Annotated in this window: 12 protein-coding genes and 1 pseudogene; 10 read left to right on the plus strand and 3 right to left on the minus strand. The window is 61.2% G+C overall.

What is annotated here, in order from left to right; translation table 11 throughout:
- The 3 genes and pseudogenes from ACIPHM_RS22710 to map all read right to left on the minus strand — a co-directional run.
- A pseudogene (locus tag ACIPHM_RS22710) lies at window positions 1–628 on the minus strand (hypothetical protein); the annotation flags it as partial.
- A complete protein-coding gene (locus ACIPHM_RS22715) occupies window positions 625–3189 on the minus strand; it encodes a [protein-PII] uridylyltransferase (RefSeq protein ID WP_400333409.1) in 2565 nt (854 codons plus the stop codon). The gene ACIPHM_RS22715 and the pseudogene ACIPHM_RS22710, both read right to left, overlap by 4 nt.
- Before the next feature lie 91 nt (window positions 3190–3280).
- A complete protein-coding gene (gene map / locus ACIPHM_RS22720; protein ID WP_400333412.1) occupies window positions 3281–4108 on the minus strand; it encodes a type I methionyl aminopeptidase in 828 nt (275 codons plus the stop codon).
- A 526-nt stretch (window positions 4109–4634) separates the two neighbouring features.
- Between map and rpsB the strand changes: the two genes are divergently transcribed.
- From rpsB to ACIPHM_RS22770, 10 genes are all read left to right on the plus strand, one after another.
- A complete protein-coding gene (gene rpsB / locus ACIPHM_RS22725; protein ID WP_400333414.1) occupies window positions 4635–5384 on the plus strand; it encodes a 30S ribosomal protein S2 in 750 nt (249 codons plus the stop codon).
- Between the two features lie 154 nt (window positions 5385–5538).
- Complete coding sequence (gene tsf, locus ACIPHM_RS22730; protein ID WP_400333417.1) at window positions 5539–6420, plus strand: translation elongation factor Ts; 882 nt, start codon at window positions 5539–5541, stop codon at window positions 6418–6420.
- A gap of 98 nt (window positions 6421–6518) precedes the next feature.
- Complete coding sequence (gene pyrH, locus ACIPHM_RS22735; RefSeq protein ID WP_044455586.1) at window positions 6519–7232, plus strand: UMP kinase; 714 nt, start codon at window positions 6519–6521, stop codon at window positions 7230–7232.
- An 85-nt stretch (window positions 7233–7317) separates the two neighbouring features.
- Entirely contained in the window at window positions 7318–7878 is a 561-nt protein-coding gene (frr, locus tag ACIPHM_RS22740; RefSeq protein ID WP_400333420.1) for a ribosome recycling factor, read from the plus strand.
- Window positions 7879–7943: 65 nt separating this feature from the next.
- Entirely contained in the window at window positions 7944–8726 is a 783-nt protein-coding gene (gene uppS, locus ACIPHM_RS22745) for a polyprenyl diphosphate synthase (RefSeq protein WP_400333423.1), read from the plus strand.
- On the plus strand, window positions 8726–9535 hold the full coding sequence (locus ACIPHM_RS22750; protein ID WP_400333426.1) for a phosphatidate cytidylyltransferase: 810 nt from the start codon (window positions 8726–8728) through the stop codon (window positions 9533–9535). The genes uppS and ACIPHM_RS22750 overlap by 1 nt, the downstream gene beginning before the upstream one ends.
- 2 nt (window positions 9536–9537) lie before the next feature.
- A complete protein-coding gene (ispC, locus tag ACIPHM_RS22755) occupies window positions 9538–10737 on the plus strand; it encodes a 1-deoxy-D-xylulose-5-phosphate reductoisomerase (RefSeq protein ID WP_400333428.1) in 1200 nt (399 codons plus the stop codon).
- Window positions 10738–10778: 41 nt separating this feature from the next.
- The gene (rseP, locus tag ACIPHM_RS22760) at window positions 10779–12182 is read left to right on the plus strand and encodes an RIP metalloprotease RseP (RefSeq protein WP_400333430.1); all 1404 of its coding nucleotides are present in this window, start codon (window positions 10779–10781) and stop codon (window positions 12180–12182) included.
- Window positions 12183–12255: 73 nt separating this feature from the next.
- Window positions 12256–14559: an outer membrane protein assembly factor BamA gene (gene bamA / locus ACIPHM_RS22765; RefSeq protein ID WP_400333433.1), complete on the plus strand. Its 2304-nt coding sequence runs from the start codon at window positions 12256–12258 to the stop codon at window positions 14557–14559.
- Window positions 14560–14683: 124 nt separating this feature from the next.
- On the plus strand, window positions 14684–15148 hold the full coding sequence (locus ACIPHM_RS22770) for an OmpH family outer membrane protein (RefSeq protein ID WP_400333572.1): 465 nt from the start codon (window positions 14684–14686) through the stop codon (window positions 15146–15148).
- Window positions 15149–15153: the final 5 nt, after the last annotated feature.

Consider the following 15153-nt stretch of genomic DNA (forward strand, 5'->3'; position numbering starts at 1 on the left):
GTGCGAAATCGCCACGTGCGCCACCTTCGGTATTGCGACGCGGACGGTCTTCGTCAGCGCGACGTGGTGCGCGGTTGTCGAAGTCACGCTTGACCGGGCGTGCGAAATCGCCACGTGCGCCACCTTCGGTATTGCGACGCGGACGGTCTTCGTCAGCGCGACGTGGTGCGCGGTTGTCGAAGTCACGCTTGACCTGACGGGCGAAATCGCCACGTGCGCCACCTTCGGTATTGCGACGGGGGCGGTCTTCGTCAAAACGGCGCGGACGCGATTCCTCGTCGAAACGGGCAGGACGTGCCCCGGCAACGCGCTCGCGCTGGCCGCGTGCGGGCGGGCGCTCCCCCGTCGGACGCTTCTCATACGGTGTTGCCCCACCGGCAGGCTTGCGCGGTGCGGCTCCGCTACCTGCGGGGCGGCGTGCACCGCCCGGCGTGGCGGCATCGTCAGCCGGGCGCGGGCGTGCCGGCTTCCCAGCCGGCTTCTTTTTCACACCGCTACCGTCGAGCATCGACGCGGGCACCGCCTTGGTCGGGCGGCGCAAAGCGCCAGACGAGCGCACGGGCGCGCGAGTCTTGTCGAGGGTACGGGGGTGTTTGGCGCTCAGTTTGGCGCGCGGGGTATCGCTCATGGTTCCAATGCTTCTAGTAGTTCGGTCTCAACGGCAATTTGCAGGCGATTGTCCTGCAAACGGCTGCCGTCGAGCAGGAACGTGTCTTCGACACGCTCGCCGAGGGTATTGATGCGGGCGGTACGCACGCTCACGCCGTGACGCGCAAGCACGCGAGCGACCGCGTATAGCAAACCAGTGCGGTCGTTGGCCGACACCGATAGCAGGTAGTACTGGCCGCGCTCGTCGGGCCGCAAATCGACGCGCGGCGTGACAGGGAAGCTGCGCGAGCGTCGCGGCAGGCGGCCCTTGCTCGGCTCCGCCAGCGGCTCTTCTCGTGTCAACAGCGACACCAACTCGCTTTCCACCAGATTGATGATGTCGCGATAGCTGGTATCAAGGCCCGGGTCGGTCAGCAGAAAACTGTCCAGCGCGAAGCCCTGACTCGTCGTATGCACCTTGGCGTCGAGAATCGACAGGCCCTTGCGCTCGAAGTAGCCGCAAATGCGCGCGAACAGATCCACCTGATCGCGCACGTAGACCATCACCTGCAATCCTTCACCGATGGGCGAGGGGCGCGCTTTGACGATGGGCGAGGCGCTATCGACATGCCGCCACAGATGTCGCGTTTGCCATGCGACATCTGCCGGATCGTTGCGCAGGAAATACGCGACGTCCAGCGTGTTCCAGAGCGCTTCCTGCGCGCGCTCGGGCACCGTGTACAGACGCAGCAATCCGAGCGCTTCTTCCTTGCGCGTCTTGAGTTGCGAATGCGGATCGGGGTTGGCGCCGCCCAACACCTGCAACGTCACACGATACAAGTCTTCGAGCAGCTTGCCCTTCCAGGCGTTCCATACCTTCGGGCTGGTGCCGCGAATATCGGCCACGGTCAGAAGATACAGAGCTGTCAGGCGCCGCTCGTTTTCCACTTTCTCCGCGAAGCGGCGGATGACTTCCGGATCGGTGGTGTCCTGCTTCTGTGCGACGGTACTCATCGTCAGATGCTCGCCCACCAGCCAGACGATCAGTTCCGTGTCTTCCTTGTCGATGCCATGACGGGTACAAAAGCGTCGTGCATCGACCATGCCGAGCGTCGAGTGATCGCCGCCGCGTCCCTTCGCGATGTCGTGAAAGAGGGCAGCGACGGTCAGTATCCACGGCCGGTCGAAGTTCGCGATCAACTGGCTGCAAAACGGGTATTCGTGCGTATGCTCGGCCACGGCGAAGCGGCGAATGTTACGCACTACCATCAGAATGTGCTGATCGACCGTGTATACGTGATACAGATCGTGTTGCATCTGACCGACCACGCGACGGAAGTTGATCAGATAACGGCCGAGCACACTCGTCTGATTCATCAGCCGCAATGCGTGGGTGATGCCCTGCGGTTGCTGAAGAATTTCCAGAAACGTGCGGCGGTTTTCAGGCGCGGCACGCCATTGCGCATTCATCAGTTCGCGGGCGTTGTACAGCGCGCGCAGTGTTCTCGCGGACAACCCTTTCACGCCGACGACTTGTTCATACAGCAGGAACGTCTCGAGGATCGCGTTCGGGTGACGCTCGTACAGCTCGTCGTCCACGATTTCAATCATTCCCTGCTTCTCGACGAAGCGTTCGTTGATCACGCGGGTGACGCCGCTGGTTTGCGGGAACAGCCGCGCCTCTACGTTGAGCAGTAGCACGGTGTTGAGCTGTGAGACGGCCTTTGCTGCCCAGTAGTAGCGTCGCATGAGCTGCTCGCTGGCACGCTTCGTGGTCGTGGCGTCGAAGCCCAGGCTCTGCGCGAGCGCGGTCTGAAGATCGAACACCAGCACATCCTGACGCCGGCGTGCGAGCAGATGCAGACGCGCTCGCAAACCCTTCAGGAATTGCTCGTTGCGACGCAGTTCCTTGAGTTCGCGGTCCGTTAGCAGATCTCGCGCGAACAGCTCGGACCAGCTATTGCCCAGACCGGCAGCCTTCGTCATCCACAAGATGACCTGCAAGTCGCGAAGCCCACCGGGGCTTTCCTTGCAGTTCGGCTCGAGACTGTACGGCGTGTCCTGATACTTCGCGTGCCGCTGCCGGATCTCCAGTTGCTTGCTGCGGAAAAATGCGAGCGGATCGAGATCGGCGGAGAAGCGCTGCTGGAACTCGTCGAAGAGCGCCTGGTTACCTTTCAGGAGTCGCGCTTCGAGCAGGCTCGTTTGTACCGTGATGTCGGCGTGCGCCTCGGAAATGCACTCGTCGACGGTTCGCACCGACGAACCGATTTCGACGCCGATATCCCACAGGAAACCGATGAACGGCTCGACGTGAGAAGTCAGCGCCGCGCCGTCGGGGCTGCGGTGCAGCAGGAGAATGTCGACGTCCGAGTATGGATAAAGCTCGCCGCGCCCATAGCCGCCAACCGCCACGAGGGCGAAGTCGTCCGGCATCTGGCATTCGGCCCATGCCTCTCGCATGGACTGGTCGACCGCCTGGCATAAACCGTGCAGCAGCACGTCGATCTTGCCGTGCGCGGAAAAGCGTTCGACAAGTTCGGCCTTGCGGTCCTTGAGGGCCTGACGTAGCGGAGAAGGGGCGTGTGCACGTGCGTGCATGGCGGCTTCCAGGGTATGAGTTGACGAGTCAGGCCGGGATCGTGCCGGGCCGGGCGGCCACCGAAGTTGCTGGCGGCCGGACGATGGTTACTCAGGCGGCGGCTGCGAAGGACGTCACATAGGACGACCCCGGCGGCGGCGGCGGGGTCAACGCAGAATGTGTCAGCACCTCATGGCCCGTCGGCGTGACCAGCACGGTATGTTCCCATTGTGCGGACAGGCTGCGGTCGCGCGTCTTGACTGTCCACTGATCGGGCATCGTCCGAATTTCGCGCTTGCCAGCGTTGATCATCGGCTCGATGGTAAAGATCATGCCGGCTTCCAATTCGAGTCCGGTGCCCTGACGGCCGTAATGCAGAATCTGCGGATCTTCGTGGAATACTTGGCCGATACCGTGACCGCAGTACTCGCGCACCACGCTATATCCCTGGGCTTCGGCATGCGTCTGGATCGCCTGGCCGATGTCGCCCAGACGGGCGCCCGGGCGAACCTGATTGATACCGAGCCACATGCACTCGTACGTTACTTGCGCCAGACGCTTCGCAAGAATCGTGCCGTTGCCGACGATGAACATGCGGCTTGTGTCGCCAAAGTAACCGTCTTTGATGACCGTGACGTCAATGTTGAGGGCGTCGCCGTTCTTGAGCGCTTTGTCGCCGGGAATGCCGTGGCAGATCACGTCATTGACGGAAATGCAGGTGGCCTTGGGGTAGGGGGGGTAGCCGGGCGGCTGGTAATTCAGCGGTGCCGGCACGGTCCCCTGTTGATTGACCATGAACTCGTGGCAGAGGCGGTCCAGCTCTCCGGTGGTGATGCCGGCACGCACGTGCGGCGTAATGAAATCGAGCACTTCGCTGGCCAGGCGGCAAGCGACGCGCATCATTTCAATGTCGTGGGCATTCTTGAGGGTGATGGCCATTGCGGAATCGGGAAAATTGCGTAAACAGTGCCGCATTATCGCACCAATGGGAGGTTTTGGCCGGGTTTTGGCCTTGTCTGGCGTGGATTTCGGAGTGTTCCGACGATGAACTTCCGTTGTTCCGATCGGCGCACGGGAGAGGGCGCCGAACTGGCTGGCATGCCGCGCAAACCGGGGATTTCCGGCTTGTCATAACAAGTTCACGCGCCCCTTGAGCGCTGGCACGCTGCAATGCTATAATCTCGGGCTAAGTCGAGGACGAGTTGTCAATAAGGTCAAGGGTTTCCCCTTGGTTTTTGGTGATCTTCTCCGGGTTTTTGGGGTGTTTGGCCCCAATATGGTGCTAAAAAGCACTGCTTCCGGTGAGGTGCCGGGATCACTCGTGTCATCGGCTTGGAAATTTGAAATCGCGGGCCGGCGCACCCAGGGTGCCCGATCTTCGCAGGCGGGTCATGCAAAGCTGTATGGCAGTCTGACGAAACGGGTACGGCAGCCGGTCTAAGACCTAACCCTCACGGAGAATCACATGTCTGTCACGATGCGTCAGATGCTGGAAGCGGGCGTCCACTTTGGTCACCAAACCCGTTTCTGGAACCCCAAGATGGCCCCCTATATCTTCGGCCATCGCAACAAGATTCACATCATCAACCTCGAAAAGACGTTGCCGATGTACCAGGACGCACTGAAGTACGTGCGTCAACTGGCAGCAAACCGCGGCACGATCCTGTTCGTGGGCACGAAGCGTCAGGCGCGCGACATCGTGGCGGAAGCCGCAGCACGTGCCGGTATGCCTTACGTCAACAACCGTTGGCTGGGCGGCATGCTGACGAACTTCAAGACGCTGAAGTCGTCGATCAAGAAGCTCAAGGACATGGAGCAGGCTCTGGAAGCCGGCGAGCAAGAGCGCATGAGCAAGAAGGAAGCGCTGTTGTTCGATCGCGAAATGGCCAAGCTGCAGAAGTCGATCGGCGGTGTGAAGGAAATGGGCGGCATGCCCGACGCCATCTTCGTCGTCGACGTCGGCTACCACAAGATCGCCATCACCGAAGCCAACAAGCTGGGCATTCCGGTGATCGCCGTGGTCGATACGAACCACTCGCCGGAAGGTGTGGATTACGTGATCCCGGGTAACGACGACTCGAGCAAGGCTGTCGAGCTGTACGTGCAAGGCGTTGCCGACGCGATCCTCGAAGGCCGTGAAAACGCCGTCAAGGAAGTTGTCGAAGCCGTTCGCGGCGAAGGCGACGATTTCGTCGAAGTGAACGAAGAGGCGTAAGCGGCCACCGCTGCGTAACAAAAGGGGCTGCTTGTGGCGCCCCTTTTTTTTAGTCCGATTTCCCCGTGTCGGGTGTGCGGGGCGCCAGGGGCGGGCAGTGAGGCCGTCCGTGCGATGTCCTCTCCCGACTGATTCGATATACAGGAGTAACGATATGCCGGCAATTACTGCAGCAATGGTGGGCGAACTGCGCGCCAAGACCGATGCGCCGATGATGGAATGCAAGAAGGCGCTGACCGAAGCCGATGGCGACATGGCTCGTGCTGAAGAAATCCTGCGTGTCAAGCTGGGTAGCAAGGCCAGCAAGGCCGCCAGCCGTATCACCGCCGAAGGCGTGATCTCGGCATACATCGAAGGCGGCAAGGGTGCCGTGGTTGAAATCAACTGCGAAACCGACTTCGTCTCGAAGAACGACGACTTCCTGAAGTTTGCCAACGACCTGGCCAAGCTGGTCGCCGAGAACAACCCGGCTGACGTGGCCGCTCTGTCGGCACTGCCGCTCGACGGCAAGACCGTTGAGCAAATCCGTGCCGACCTGATCGGCAAGATCGGTGAAAACATGACGATCCGTCGCTTCCAGCGTTACGAGACGTCGGGCAAGCTGGCTGCATACCTGCACGGCACGCGTATCGGCGTGGTCGTCGAGTACGAAGGCGCTGACGCCGACGTCGGCAGGAACGTCGCCATGCACATCGCCGCCATGAAGCCGGTGGCGCTGTCGGGCGAGCAAGTTGCGCCGGAACTGATCGAGAAGGAACGCAAGGTTGCCGCCGAGAAGGCCGCCGAATCGGGCAAGCCGGCCGAGATCGTCGCCAAGATGGTGGAAGGCAGCGTGCAGAAGTACCTGAAGGAAGTCTCGCTGCTGAACCAGACGTTCGTGAAGGACGACAAGGCAAGCGTCGAGCAGATGCTCAAGGCCAACAACACCACGGTCAAGGGCTTCACCATGTTCGTGGTCGGCGAAGGCATCGAGAAGAAGCAAGACGACTTCGCTGCTGAAGTGGCTGCGCAAGTGGCCGCTGCCAAGCAGTCGTAATTCGCGCAGTACCGTAGTATCCGGGGGCGGCGGTGCCGTCCCCGTTGTTTCATCCAGAATACCCCCACAGTGCCCGACCAGACTTCTTAAGGACCGCCATGTCTACTCCTTACAAACGCGTACTTCTCAAGCTCTCTGGTGAAGCCCTCATGGGTGACGATTCGTTCGGCATCAACCGCGCAACCATCGAGCGCATGGTTGGCGATATTGCCGAAGTCGTTCGCCTGGGCACGCAATTGGCCGTCGTGATCGGCGGTGGCAATATTTTCCGGGGTGTGGCTGGCGGCGCTGCCGGTATGGACCGTGCAACGGCCGACTACATGGGCATGCTGGCCACGATGATGAACGCCCTGGCGTTGCAGGACGCGATGCGTCACGCCGGTATCGAAGCGCGTGTGCAGTCCGCGCTGCGCATGGACCAGGTGGTCGAGCCGTACATTCGCCCGCGCGCGATCCGTCAGCTCGAAGAGGGCAAAGTCGTCATCTTCGCCGCAGGCACGGGTAACCCGTTCTTCACGACCGACACGGCGGCAGCGCTGCGCGGCTCGGAAGTCGGCGCCGAAGTGGTGCTCAAGGCGACCAAGGTCGACGGCGTGTACTCGGCCGACCCCAAGAAGGACCCCAACGCGGTAAAGTATTCGACCATCAGCTTCGACGAGGCGATCTCGAAGAACCTGCAGGTCATGGACGCGACGGCTTTCGCGCTGTGCCGCGATCAGAAGATGCCGGTGCGCGTTTTCTCGATCGTGAAGCCGGGCGCGCTCAAGCACGTCATTCTCGGCGAAGACGAGGGAACGCTCGTCCACGTTTGAGTTCGAACTGCGGCGTCGGCGCGCAGTGGCGTGCCGACGCCGTATCATTTATGTTTGCGTATCAATTCAAGGTTTGGAGGTTGCCATGAGCGTTGCTGACGTCAAGAAGCATGTCGAGCAGAAGATGAAGAGCTCGATCGATTCGTTCAAGAACAACCTGGCGAAGATTCGTACCGGCCGCGCACATACTGGCCTGCTCGATCATATTCAGGTGGATTACTACGGCTTGATGACGGCCCTGTCTCAGGTCGCCAACGTGAGCCTCATCGATGCCAGTACGATCGGTGTGCAACCGTGGGAAAAGAGCATGGTCGCCAAGGTCGAGAAGGCCATCCGCGAATCGGACCTGGGTCTGAACCCGGCAACGCAAGGCGATGTGATTCGCGTGCCGATGCCCATGCTGACCGAAGAGCGTCGCCGTGAATTGACCAAGCTGGTCAAGTCGGAAGGCGAAAACGCCAAGGTTGCCGTGCGTAACCTGCGCCGCGATGCCAACGAGCAACTCAAGAAGCTGGTCAAGGACAAGGAAATTTCGGAAGACGACGAGCGCCGTGGCGGCGACGATGTCCAGAAGTTCACCGACAAGTTTGTCACCGAAATCGACGAACTGGTGAAGCAGAAGGGCGCCGAGATCATGACGGTCTGAGTGCCTCTGGCACTTATCGCACGATCTCCGCCGACTTTCGCGCTCGACTCCCGCGCCGTATCTCAATGGGTTTTCTCACCTCCACGCTTTCTGCTCCCGAGACAGTGAGCATTCCACGCCACGTTGCCATCGTCATGGATGGCAACGGGCGTTGGGCTACCAGACGTAAATTGCCGCGCGTCGCGGGGCACAAGCGTGGCGTTGATGCCGTGCGTGAAGCGGTGACGGCATGTGCCGAGCTAGGTGTCGAGTATCTGACGCTGTTCGCGTTCAGTTCCGAGAACTGGCGTCGGCCGCAAGACGAGGTCTCGACGCTGATGCAACTTTTCATCCTCGCGCTCGAGCGTGAGGTGGGGAAGTTGCACAGTAACGGTATCCGTCTTCGTGTGATCGGTGCGCTCGAGGCATTCGAGCCGCGCATTCAGGAACTCGTCAAGCGTGCAGAAGAGCGTACGCAAGACAACAAAGGGCTTACGTTGACCATTGCCGCCAATTACGGTGGGCGGTGGGATATTCTCCAGGCAGCTCAGAAGCTCGCCGCCGAGCGCGTTGCGCAGGACGGTGCCGCGGCGCTCGATGCATCGTTCACGGAAGACGATCTCGCGCCGCACCTGAGCATGGCCTATGCGCCGGAGCCGGATCTCTTTATCCGCACCGGCGGCGATCAGCGCGTCAGTAATTTTCTGCTTTGGCAACTGGCGTACACTGAACTCTATTTCACCGAAGAATTCTGGCCGGACTTCAACGCGGATACGCTCAAACGGGCCGTTGCCGAGTTTCAGCAGCGCGAACGTCGTTTCGGTCGTACCAGCGCACAAGTCCAGAACCCCCCCGGACAATCCGCCTGATGCTCAAGACACGCGTCATTACCGCTGTCGTACTTCTCGCCATTCTTTTGCCTGTGATCTTCGTCGGTACGCCGGCGCAGTTTGCGTTGCTTGCTGCCGTGATCGTGGCGGCCGCGGGATGGGAGTGGGGCCGTCTGGTCGGTCTGAATAATACGGGCGCCGTTTTCTACGGCGCGCTTGCGCTTCTGGGCGTCGGCCTGACCTGGGCGGGCGGATGGGCGCTGTCGCCGATATGGCTCAAACCTGCCGCCATTTTTTGGGTGCTCGCCGGGCCTTATGCGCTCGCGCGCAAGCCGGCGACCCAAGGTGCATGGCGCGGTCTACTGCTCGTTGCCGGGCCGGTGGTGCTGATCGCGGCGTGGCAGGCGCTCTGCCTGGTGCGTGATCGCGGCGTGGCATTCCTGCTTTCCGTCCTTGTGATTGTCTGGCTTGCCGACACGGGGGCGTACTTCGCGGGACGTGCATTCGGCAAGCGCAAGCTCGCACCGTCCATCAGCCCCGGGAAGTCCTGGGAGGGCGCTATCGGCGGATGGTTGCTGGTGCTCGTGGCGGCCGCGGCGGTCCTCGTGAGCGGCTTGCAGGCGCCGACGATCGTTTCTCATTTTGCCAACACGCTGGGTGTGGCACTTGGCGCATTGGCGCTGACGGTGCTGGTCGCGTTCTCGGTTGTGGGCGACCTGTTCGAATCTCAACTCAAGCGGCAAGCCGGCGTGAAAGATTCTAGCGCGCTGCTGCCCGGCCATGGCGGTGTGCTCGACAGAATCGACGCGCTGCTCCCCGTGCTCCCGCTGGCTCTGCTCTTCGTCTGATCATGTCGCAACGTCTCTCCATTCTCGGCTCCACTGGCTCCATCGGCGTTAGCACGCTCGATGTCGTGGGGCGTCATCCCGACCGCTTCTCCGTCTATGCGCTGTCGGCGCACCGGAACCTCGATCGCCTTTTCGAGCAGTGCGTCGCCCATCGTCCGCAAGTGGCTGTTGTGGCCGACGCCGAAGGGGCGCACTCGTTGTCGGCGCGCCTGGTTGATGCCGGTCTGAAGGTCGACGTGACCTACGGCCCGCAAGCGCTGGTCGAGATTGCGGAGGCCGCGGAAGCCACGATGGTCGTTGCCGCCATTGTGGGCGCCGCCGGGCTTCAGTCGACGCTCGCCGCCGCGCGCGCAGGCAAGCGCATTCTGCTCGCGAACAAAGAGTCGCTGGTGCTTTCCGGTGCGTTGTTCATGGCCACCGCCGAGCGGGCGGGCGCAACGTTGCTGCCGCTCGACAGCGAGCACAACGCCATCTTCCAGTGCCTGCCGCAAGTGGCGGGCGAGAACCGCATTTCCACGCGCGGCGTCGAGAAGCTGGTGCTGACGGCTTCGGGCGGCCCGTTTCGCGAGCGAGAACTGGCATCGCTCGACAATGTGACGCCGGACGAGGCGTGCGCGCATCCGAACTGGGTGATGGGCCGCAAGATCTCGGTGGACTCGGCCAGCATGATGAACAAGGGGCTCGAGGTCATCGAGGCGCATTGGCTGTTCAACATGCCGCCCGCGAAAATCGAGGTGCTGATCCATCCGCAAAGCGTGATTCACTCGATGGTCACGTACACCGATGGCTCGACGCTCGCGCAGCTCGGCAACCCCGATATGCGTACGCCGATTGCTCACGCCCTGGCATTCCCGGATCGTGTGACGTCTGGAGTGGCCGGCCTGAATCTCGCAGACATCGGCAAGCTGACGTTCGAAGCGCCCGATCTGCGCCGTTTCCCGTGCCTGCGTCTGGCATTCGATACGCTGCATCGCGGCGGTACGGCGGGTGCGTTGCTTAACGCAGCCAACGAGGTTGCCGTCGCCGCCTTCCTTGACGGGCGGATTCGCTTCACTGCGATCGCTCAGGTGGTGGAGCAGGTGCTCGACGCTGTGGCGGTCGGTGAAGCCACCTCGCTCGACGTCGTGCTCGAAGCCGATCGTCGTGCCCGCGAACTGGCGACGACAATCGTTGCCAAACTGCCTGCACCAGCGCGTTCCTGACGCCGCTGCCCATGTCGTAACGTCTCCGGTCCCGTCTGCTCATGAATCTGCTGACCACGTTGCTTGCGTTCGCCATCGCCATTGGCGTCCTGGTGGTGTTCCATGAGCTGGGCCACTACACGGTTGCGCGGCTGTGCGGCGTGAAGGTTCTGCGGTTCTCCGTGGGATTCGGCATGCCGCTGCTCAAGTGGACAATGGGGCGAGACCGCACGGAATGGACGATTTGCGCGCTGCCGCTGGGCGGTTACGTCCGAATGCTCGATGAGCGTGACGAGACGCAGATCGTTGCGCCGGAAGATCGGGCGCGTGCTTTCAATCAGAAGTCCGTCTACAAAAGGTTCGCCATCGTGGCGGCCGGTCCGATTGCCAACTTCCTTCTTGCCATTGCGCTTTATGCGGGTCTGAATCTGGCTGGCGTGACCGAACCGGTCGCACGCATTGCACCGCCGGCAGCAGGGACGTTGGCCGCTCGGGCGGGTATGTCGGGTGGGGAGCTGATCACGGGCGTTCGCGAAAATGGCAGAAACGCGGACGAGGCGGTCGGTGAAGAGACGGCCGTGCGCTCCTGGGAAGATCTGCGCTGGCGTCTCGTCGATCCGATGATCGAAGGGCAGCGTGTCACGCTGGTGGCGCGCACGCGCGACGGTCGCGCCGAATATACGCTCGACGCTGCCGGACAGCATTTCGACGCCGATGGCGAGCAGGACTTCATGCAACGTCTTGGGCTGGTGCCGTCGGCACGGGTCACGGTGGGGCAGATCATGGCGGGCGGGGCGGCAGGGATTGCCGGGCTGCGTGTCGGTGATGAGATCGCGGCGGTGGACGGAAGTCCCGTCGCGTCGGCCAAGGCGTTTGTGGACACGGTGCGCGCTCATCCGGGCAAGCCGATGACGCTCACGGTGCGACGCGATGGGACTTTGCGTAATGTGACGCTCACGCCAAGCGCGGAAGTGGATACCGACTCGGCAGCGACGGCGGCCAGTGGGGCACGCGTGGGCAAGATCGGGGCGGCCTTGGCAAGTCAGGTCGACTCGGTGACGGTCCGGTACGGGCTTGTGGAGGCGATTGGCCGAGGGGCGCAGCGTACGTGGGACGTCACGGCGTTCAGCGTTCGTATGTTCGGGAAGATGATCACCGGGCAGGCATCGCTCAGGAATTTGAGCGGGCCGGTGACGATTGCCGACTATGCAGGACGCTCGGCGCGTCTCGGGCTGGATTATTACATCGCCTTTCTGGCGCTTGTCAGCATCAGCTTGGGCGTATTGAATCTGTTGCCGATTCCAGTTTTGGACGGTGGCTATCTGTTATATTATGCGGTCGAAGCGATTACCGGTCGGGCAGTTTCCGAGCGGTGGCAGGGCGCGCTGCAACGAGTGGGCATCGTTTGCATCCTTGCGCTCTCTGCCGTAGCACTTTTCAATGACCTGTCGAAGTTGTTGCACTAAGACAGCGTCACGTGCCTGCCGGTCGCAGGCAAATCCGAGTTTTTACGATTCAATTGTTTCTTGGGGAAGCAAGTTGTCGAATAAATACCACCTTGTTCCGAAGACCCTGGTGATTGCGGTTCTGGCGGCACACAGTTTCCTGGCACGCGCCGTCGAGCCGTTTGTGGTCAAGGATATCCGAGTGGAGGGCTTGCAGCGCATCGAACCCGGTACCGTCTTCTCGTACCTGCCAGTCAAGCCGGGCGACAAGTTCAACGACGATAAGGGCACCGAAGCAATTCGTGCCCTTTATGCAACGGGCCTGTTTTCGGACGTGAGCGTCGAAGCGCAAGGCAGCGTGCTGGTGGTGCACGTCAACGAGCGTCCCGCAATCGCTTCCATTGACTTCCTCGGCATCAAGGAATTCGACAAGGACGGTCTGAAGAAGGCGCTGCGCTCGGTCGGCCTGACCGAAGGTCGCACCTTCGACCGCAACTTGCTCGACAAGTCGGAGCAAGAGCTCAAGCGTCAATACCTTACGCGCGGTTACTACGCAGCGGAGGTCAAGACCACGATCACGCCGCTCGAGCGTAATCGCGTGGGCATCCAGTTCGCCGTGACGGAAGGCCCCAAGGCAACCATCCAGCAGATCAACTTCGTCGGCAACAAGGCGTTCTCGTCGTCTGACCTGACGGCCGAGATGGAACTCGGCACGCCGAACTGGCTGTCGTGGTATTCGAAGAACGACCTGTACTCGAAAGACAAGCTCACGGGCGATCTGGAAAAACTGCGTTCGTTCTACCTGAACCGCGGTTATCTGGAATTCAACATCGACTCCACCGACGTTTCGATTACGCCGGACAAGGATGAGATGTTCCTGACTATCAACCTGCATGAAGGCGAGCCGTACAAGGTGTCGGACGTCAAGCTCTCCGGCGAAATGCTCGGGAAGCAGGACGACATTCAGAAGCTCGTGCAACTGAAGGCCGGCGATACGTTTTCGGCGGCCAAGCTGCAGGCGAGCACGAAGGCCATTTCCGATCTGTTGGGTAACTACGGCTTCGCTTTCGCGAACGTGAACGCCCAGCCGACGATCGATCGCAACAACCACACGGTCGCGCTGAACCTGACGATCGATCCGGGTCGCCGTGTGTACGTTCGCAAGATCAACATCGTGGGCAACTCGCGTACGCGTGACGAAGTGATTCGCCGCGAGCTGCGTCAGCTCGAAAGCTCGTGGTACGACGCGGACCGCCTCAAGCTGTCGCAGGATCGTATCAACCGTCTGGGCTACTTCACCGACGTGAATGTGACGACCGAGCCGGTGCCAGGGTCGAACGACCAGGTCGACCTTCAGGTGAAGGTGGAAGAAAAGCCGACGGGTACGATCAACGTGGGTGCCGGCTTCTCGTCGACCGACAAGGTGGTGCTGCAAGCCGGTATCAGCCAGGACAACGTGTTCGGTTCGGGGACGTCGCTGTCGGTGAACGTGAACACCGGTAAGACTTACCGTACCCTGGCCGTCACGCAGGTCGATCCGTACTTCACGGTCGACGGTGTGAGCCGTATTACCGACATCTACTACCGTACGTATCAGCCGCTGCTGCTGACGAGCGATTCGGATTTCCGTATCAACACGCTCGGCGGCAATCTGAAGTTCGGTGTGCCGTTCTCGGAAGTCGATACGGTGTTCTTCGGTCTGGGCTTCGAACAGACGCGTCTGCACCTGACGAGCGACGGCACGACGCCGCAACGCTACATCGACTACGCGAACCAGTTCGGTTACGTCAGCAACAACTATCCGCTCACGGTCGGTTGGTCGCGCGATTCGCGTGACAGCGCGCTGATCCCGAACCGTGGTCACTATCAGCAGGCCAACATCGAAGTCGGTACGCCAATCGGAACGACCAAGTACTTCCGTGCCTACTATCAGCACCAGTACTACTACCCGGTGAGCCGCGGTTTCACGCTGGCGCTTAACGGCGAAGTCGGCTACGGCCACGGTCTGGGCGGTCAGCCGTTCCCGATCTTCAAGAACTACTTCGCCGGTGGTATCGGTTCGGTGCGTGGTTATGAGCCGAGCTCGCTGGGTCCGAAGGACACCAATGGCGAACCGTTGGGTGGTGCATCGAAGCTGATCGGTAACGTCGAACTGACGTTCCCGCTGCCGGGCACGGGGTATGACCGCACGCTCCGTATCTTCACATTCATGGACGGCGGTAACGTGTTCGATAACGGCCAGGCGATTACCTTCAATAACCTGCGTTATTCTTACGGTTTCGGTCTGTCGTGGATTTCACCGATTGGCCCGCTCAAGCTCTCGATGGGCTTCCCGCTCGTCAAGAAGCCGGGCGACCAGTATCAGAAGTTCCAGTTCCAGGTCGGTACGTCGTTCTAAGGACGACAGATCGATCGGTTCCGAACGTTACATCGTTGTAAGGGGTAATACATTGAACGGTATCCGTAAGCATTGCCTTCGCGGCGTCGCCGCGGCGTTGCTGGCTGGCGCGGCGTTTGCTGCCATGGCTCAGGATGCGCGCATCGCGGCTGTCAATTCGGATCGCATTCTGCGCGATTCGGCACCGGCCAAGGCCGCACAAGCCAAGCTCGAAGCCGAGTTCTCCAAGCGGGACGGGGATCTGCAGGCAATGGCGCAACGTCTCAAGGCGATGTCGGACAAGCTCGACAAGGACAATCCGACGTTGAGCGACGCTGAGCGCGCCAAGCGTCAGCGTGATCTGGCCGCCGCCGACACCGAATTCCAGCGCAAGCAGCGCGAGTTCCGCGAAGACCTGAATCAACGTCGCAACGAAGAGCTCGCAGCCGTGCTCGACCGTGCCAACCGCGTCATCAAGCAGATTGCGGAAACGGACAAGTACGACCTGATCGTGCAGGAAGCGGTCTACGTGAGCCCGCGTATCGATATCACGGACAAGGTGCTCAAGACCCTGAACGCAAGTTCGGGTAGCGGCACCCCCGGCAAGTGACGGGC

It is taken from the genome of Pandoraea sp. NPDC087047 (assembly GCF_044745225.1).
Taxonomy (GTDB): domain Bacteria; phylum Pseudomonadota; class Gammaproteobacteria; order Burkholderiales; family Burkholderiaceae; genus Pandoraea.

Excerpts from the sequence above, each read along its gene's own strand:
- ACIPHM_RS22715 (WP_400333409.1), bottom strand. The coding sequence starts at position 3,189 with ATGCACGCACGTGCACACGCCCCTTCTCCGCTACGTCAGGCCCTCAAG.
- map (WP_400333412.1), bottom strand. The coding sequence starts at position 4,108 with ATGGCCATCACCCTCAAGAATGCCCACGACATTGAAATGATGCGCGTC.
- rpsB (WP_400333414.1), top strand. The coding sequence starts at position 4,635 with ATGTCTGTCACGATGCGTCAGATGCTGGAAGCGGGCGTCCACTTTGGT.
- tsf (WP_400333417.1), top strand. The coding sequence starts at position 5,539 with ATGCCGGCAATTACTGCAGCAATGGTGGGCGAACTGCGCGCCAAGACC.
- pyrH (WP_044455586.1), top strand. The coding sequence starts at position 6,519 with ATGTCTACTCCTTACAAACGCGTACTTCTCAAGCTCTCTGGTGAAGCC.
- frr (WP_400333420.1), top strand. The coding sequence starts at position 7,318 with ATGAGCGTTGCTGACGTCAAGAAGCATGTCGAGCAGAAGATGAAGAGC.
- uppS (WP_400333423.1), top strand. The coding sequence starts at position 7,944 with ATGGGTTTTCTCACCTCCACGCTTTCTGCTCCCGAGACAGTGAGCATT.
- ACIPHM_RS22750 (WP_400333426.1), top strand. The coding sequence starts at position 8,726 with ATGCTCAAGACACGCGTCATTACCGCTGTCGTACTTCTCGCCATTCTT.
- ispC (WP_400333428.1), top strand. The coding sequence starts at position 9,538 with ATGTCGCAACGTCTCTCCATTCTCGGCTCCACTGGCTCCATCGGCGTT.
- rseP (WP_400333430.1), top strand. The coding sequence starts at position 10,779 with ATGAATCTGCTGACCACGTTGCTTGCGTTCGCCATCGCCATTGGCGTC.
- ACIPHM_RS22770 (WP_400333572.1), top strand. The coding sequence starts at position 14,684 with ATGGCTCAGGATGCGCGCATCGCGGCTGTCAATTCGGATCGCATTCTG.